The sequence below is a fragment of the Moorena sp. SIO2C4 genome (genome assembly GCF_010672485.1).
Lineage (GTDB): Bacteria > Cyanobacteriota > Cyanobacteriia > Cyanobacteriales > Coleofasciculaceae > Moorena > Moorena producens.
This window is the reverse complement of record NZ_JAAHGN010000912.1, coordinates 1-3,133: the sequence shown is the minus strand read 5'-3', so window position 1 is coordinate 3,133 and position 3,133 is coordinate 1. Positions and strand designations below refer to the sequence as shown.

The window sequence follows — 3,133 nt, the reverse complement described above, 5'->3', positions numbered from 1 at the left end:
CTAATCCCGGAAGAGTTTGCAATAGCTGCAACTGCAAATTCTCTGGTAATCCAGTAGAAAATCCCTGGATATAGAGTTCTGGAATATCTCGTCCTTCTGGTTCAATAAAAATCTGGTGGCTTTCCTTATCAGCAAAGCGCACAATTTTATCTTCAATACTAGGGCAGGAACGGGGTCCTTTAGCCTCCACCCAGCCTCCATAGATTGGGGATAGATGAAGATTGTCCCGAATCAACCGGTGAGTCTCAGAAGTCGTACGGGTCAGATAGCAATACATCTGCTCTCGTTCGACCCACACATCTGGGTCAAAGCTAAACCAGCGCACCTCCTCATCCCCTGGTTGAGGTTCCAAGTTGCTGTAATCTACGGAGCGCTTATCTACCCGTGCGGGGGTTCCCGTCTTGAGTCGTCCCGTTTCAAAGCCTAAGCGGTTAAGGGTTTCAGTCAACCCAATTGCCGCAAATTCCCCAGCCCGTCCTGCTGACATGGACTTGTTTCCCACCCAGATCCGTCCACCCAGGAAAGTCCCAGTTGTCAAGATTACTGCCGATGCTTGGAAAGCCACACCGAAGTAAGTCTGAACACCTATCACCTGATCATTAGCCCCTAGCACCAAATCCGTGACCATGGCTTCCCGGAGAGTCAAGTTTTCTTGATTTTCTACAATCTCCTTCATCACAGCCGCATATTCTCGCTTATCCGTCTGCGCTCGCAAAGCCCAAACCGCTGGTCCCCGTGAACAGTTCAGTACCCGCTTTTGCAGGTAGGTACGGTCAGCCATTTTGCCAATTTCTCCACCCAAAGCATCTACCTCATGGGTGAGTTGAGACTTGGCCGGTGCTCCCACTGCTGGGTTACAGGGTTGCCAAGCAATTTTGTCTAGGTTGAGGGTAAGTAGGATAGTACGACAGCCCAACCGTGCTGAAGCTAGGGCGGCTTCACAACCAGCGTGTCCCGCGCCAACTACAATCACATCAAAGGCATCTTGGAAATCTACTTGGGAATGCATGGGTCTAAGGAAGGATCAGAAATCAAAGCTGAGGAATTCACTACCATAAAATGGTGTGTTTTTTATAGTTTAATTGAAAAATTTATGGTTTATTTTGATAGTTAACCCTCAACCGTCAACCATCAACCATCAACAACAAACTATTAGTTAACCCTTTCAACCCCAGTTATCCTTCAGTGTAAGCATTCAGCGGTCAGCGGTCAGCGGTCAGCTTAAAATCAACCCAGCGTAGCGAAAAGCTTTGTGGCACAGGCTTTGGCCTTGGCCTTTTGGCCTTTTGGCCACGCTACGCGAACGGCCACGCGTGCGCGTTTGGCCACGCTGTGCGAACGACGCTGTGACTTAACTCAGATTAAACGAATACTTACCTATTGTAGTATTAACGGTTTCCTCCTCAATCATCGTGCCCATAGCACATAAGCTGTTCGCGTAGCGTGCGCGTAGCGCTAATCGCTGTTCGCTGATAACTGATAGCTAATACGCGACACGCTGATACGCGACACGCTGATAGCTTACCCTTCAGTGATAATTTTTGGCACTCTGAAGAAATCACCATCCTGCTCAGGAGCTTCCCTGAACATACAATCCCTGTCAGTATAGGGTTTGAGAGTATCCAGTCGAGTCACATTGCTAATATCAATCGCCCGTGTAGTCGGCGGCACATCCTCAGTATCTAATTCACTCAGCTGTTGAAAATATTCGAAAATACTACTCATCTGAGCTGCCAATTTCTCCTCTTCCTCTGCTTTCAGTTCTAAACGAGCAAGATTGGCAACTTTTTGGACTTGTTCGCGGTCTATCATAATTTGGTTATAAAAAGGCTTAGCCGAAATCAAAAACTATAAAGACTATCGTAAGCATATGCGCTACAGATGGTGCTACTTGAGGTGCGGTCAGCTGTCAGCTATCATGTTTAAAATAAAGCTAGTTCCCGTAGCATGGGCATTGAGCAAACGGGATAATTTAATAGTTCGAGATTAATGATAATTCAAAGTCTGGGGATTTGCCCATCAGCCAAAGACTATGAATCCCTGGCAGTAGAGATAACAAAGATTAAACGAATGCTCATCTGTTTTATTCAAAAGCTTTCCACTTAGCCTGTGCTTAGAGCATTAGCTGATAGCTGATACGCGACACGCTGATAGCTGATAGCTTACAGACTATCAAATTTATTAACTAGAAGCTAGCCGCTAAAAGTAAACATCCATCGTAGAACGACCTGTAGTTTTCAGCCAGTTTTGGGCTTCAATGTAGTTATTAGGAGCAAGGCGAATAGCTCGTTTCCAATAATCAGCCGCTTTGTCATACAAAGCTTCTGCCCCCTCACTATCCCCAGCTTCCTTAGACTGTTCACCTTGATAATGGTAAATTACGGCTACATTATTAAGGGCCTGAGGCATACGGGGGTTGATATCAAGAGCCTGATGATAGAGTTCTAAAGCACGCTCATGCTCACCATTACTGGCTTGAATCAGCCCCATGTTGTAGATAATAAAGCTGCGGTCGTTGGGGTCTTCCTCCAGTTCCAACGCTTTTTTGTAATTATCCATAGCTTCAGCATATTCCCCATCCGCTTGAGCTGACATACCATCTCGGTAATAGACAAAAGCTTCCTTGGCTTGCTTATTGGTAGGCAGAACCTTTAAGAGGATGTCTGCCATCACCGTAAAGGTTTTATCGATAAAGTTATCGTTGCGTTGAGTGCGTGGCATAGTTACGTGGGTCTATAGTCTTCACCTTGTAGATCATCCTATCTCGTCATGTCAGCATTTAGCTATGAACCTCTCAGCAGTTAGCTCAACAATCCAGGAAAACTTAAGCATTGATTGGGCTAACTGCCGCAAGTACATGATTTACCTTGAACACCCCTCAATAAGCTGATATAGCGCGTAGTGCTATAGCTCAAGTCATGCCTGTGTTATAGCAGTCGCCAGGGCAGTTAGGACATGACAAAAGTCTCACACCCTTTGTAAGCGATGCAGAGGTGCGACCCGTGGCGAATTTAATTCGCCAAGGTCAAGCGCACCTAAGCGGTCTTGGGGGTTTCCCCCACTCGCTATTGCATCAAGAAGCGCAAGAGTTTGACTTCTGACAAATGACTTCTGACAAATGACTTCTGCTATA

General features: G+C 46.2%; 4 protein-coding genes. 1 reads left to right on the top strand and 3 read right to left on the bottom strand.

What is annotated here, in order from left to right:
• A partial coding sequence (locus tag F6K20_RS31255; RefSeq protein ID WP_287297320.1) for an FAD-dependent oxidoreductase occupies positions 1–1,009 on the bottom strand: 1,009 nt, incomplete at its 3' end.
• A gap of 243 nt (positions 1,010–1,252) precedes the next feature.
• On the opposite strand from F6K20_RS31255, the gene F6K20_RS31250 reads away from it, so the two are divergent.
• Positions 1,253–1,429 (top strand): hypothetical protein, encoded by a 177-nt coding sequence (locus F6K20_RS31250; RefSeq protein WP_287250779.1) that lies wholly within the window; start codon positions 1,253–1,255, stop codon positions 1,427–1,429.
• 92 nt (positions 1,430–1,521) lie between these two features.
• On the opposite strand, the gene gatC is transcribed toward F6K20_RS31250, so the two are convergent.
• Both gatC and F6K20_RS31240 read right to left on the bottom strand, forming a co-directional pair.
• Entirely contained in the window at positions 1,522–1,812 is a 291-nt protein-coding gene (gene gatC, locus F6K20_RS31245; RefSeq protein ID WP_008179681.1) for an Asp-tRNA(Asn)/Glu-tRNA(Gln) amidotransferase subunit GatC, read from the bottom strand.
• A 387-nt stretch (positions 1,813–2,199) separates the two neighbouring features.
• A complete protein-coding gene (locus F6K20_RS31240) occupies positions 2,200–2,721 on the bottom strand; it encodes a photosystem I assembly protein Ycf3 (RefSeq protein ID WP_287250777.1) in 522 nt (173 codons plus the stop codon).
• Positions 2,722–3,133 lie beyond the last annotated feature (412 nt).